General features: G+C 72.7%; 2 protein-coding genes. One reads left to right on the forward strand and one right to left on the reverse strand.

What is annotated here, in order from left to right; translation table 11 throughout:
* A partial coding sequence (locus tag GT030_RS11045) for a PAS domain S-box protein (protein WP_161200945.1) occupies positions 1 to 317 on the reverse strand: 317 nt, incomplete at its 3' end.
* Between the two features lie 231 nt (positions 318 to 548).
* On the opposite strand from GT030_RS11045, the gene GT030_RS11050 reads away from it, so the two are divergent.
* Positions 549 to 1,871: cytochrome P450 (locus GT030_RS11050; protein WP_161200946.1), on the forward strand; the 1,323-nt coding region annotated here is incomplete at its 3' end.

Below are 1,871 nucleotides of genomic sequence, written 5' to 3' on the forward strand. Positions count from 1 at the left end.
TCGGCGGTCAGCTCGCCGTACCGCTCCGTGCCGCCGGGCGCGCTCCAGCTCACCGACACCTGGTAGCGGGAGCGGTGCCGCAGGCGCAGCGCCTGGGCGATCCGCTCCACCTGGCCGGCCTCCTCTGGGCGGAACAGCTCCAGCACGTCACGGCCGCGGAGCTGCCCCGGTGACGTACCGCACTCGGCGGCCATCGCCGGGTTGGCCAGCACCACCTTGCCGTACACGTCGCAGACCGCGACCGGCACCGCGACCCGGTCGAAGAGCATCAGGGCCCGGTTGCGCCACACCACGGCATCCGCCAGCCCCCACTCCACGCCAGCCTCCCAAGGTGCCGAACCGTCCCCACCATCCAAGACGAAAACCCAGGTCAGCGCCAACTTGGGGGGCATCCCGGAGCCGGTGCGCAAGGGGCCGCGCCCACTTTCCACTGCACGTTCGTGTAGTGGCCCGGCCCGGGCGCGCCCCGCCGCTGGAGCACGCTGGAAGACGCCAGCCCCCCACGCGAAACGCCAGTCCCCGCCCCGCGAAAGGCAGTTGCCGCCGCCATGCCCCCCACCGCACCGCACCCCGAGCCCCCCGCACTCACCGGCGTGCCGGTCGTCGACATCTCCGCCACCGGGCCGACCCGCACCCCCATCCAGCAGGTCATGGAGCTGATGCGGACCCACGGGCCGGTGCTGGTGCGCCGCCTGCACGGCCGTGACGCCCTCTTCGTCGCCGACGCCGACCTGATCGCCGACCTCGCCGACGAGGACCGGTTCGCCAAGCACATCGGGCCCGCGCTGGAGAACGTGCGCGCCTTCGCCGCCGACGGCCTGTTCACGGCGTACAACGACGAACCGAACTGGGCCAAGGCGCACGACATCCTGATGCCCGCCTTCGCGCTCGGCTCCATGCGCGCCTACCACCCGGTGATGCTGAAGGTGGCCCGGCGGCTCATCGAGGCATGGGACCGCTCCGCCCGTGCCGGGCAGCCGGTCGACGTACCCGGCGACATGACCCGGATGACGCTCGACACCATCGGCCTCGCCGGGTTCGACTACGACTTCGGCTCCTTCGAGCGGGCCGAGCCGCACCCCTTCGTCGAGTCGATGGTGCGCTGCCTGGAGTGGAGCATGACCCGCCTGGCCCGCGTGCCCGGCGGTGACTGCACCGCGGCCGACGCCGCCTTCCGCAAGGACGCCGACTACCTCGCCGGGGTCGTGGACGAGGTCATCGCCGCCCGCACCGGCACCGACCAGAGCGGGGCCGCCGACCTGCTCGGGCTGATGCTCACCGCTCAGCACCCCGCCGACGGCACCACCCTGGACACCGCGAACATCCGCAACCAGGTCATCACCTTCCTCATCGCCGGCCACGAGACCACCTCCGGCGCGATGTCCTTCGCCCTGTACTACCTGGCGAAGCACCCCGCCGTGCTCCGGCTGGTCCAGCGCGAGGCCGACGCCCTGTGGGGTGACACCGCCGATCCCGAGCCGTCGTACGACGACATCGGCAGGCTCACCTACACCCGCCAGGTGCTCAACGAGGCGCTCCGGCTGTGGCCGACCGCCGCCGCCTTCAGCCGGGAGGCCCGCGAGGACACGCTGCTCGGCGGGCGGGTGCCGCTGCGCGCCGGGCAGGCGGTCAGCGTGCTGGTGCCGATGCTGCACCGCCAGCCCGTCTGGGGTGACAACCCCGAGCTGTTCGATCCCGACCGCTTCACCGCCGAGGCCGAGGCGGCCCGCCCGGTGCACGCCTTCAAGCCCTTCGGCACCGGTGAACGCGCCTGCATCGGACGGCAGTTCGCGCTGCACGAGGCGACCCTGCTGCTCGCCATGCTGGTCCACCGCTACCGGCTGCACGACCACGCCGACTACGCGCTGGAC

The organism is Streptomyces sp. SID1328, assembly GCF_009865595.1.
GTDB lineage: Bacteria > Actinomycetota > Actinomycetes > Streptomycetales > Streptomycetaceae > Streptomyces > Streptomyces griseoluteus.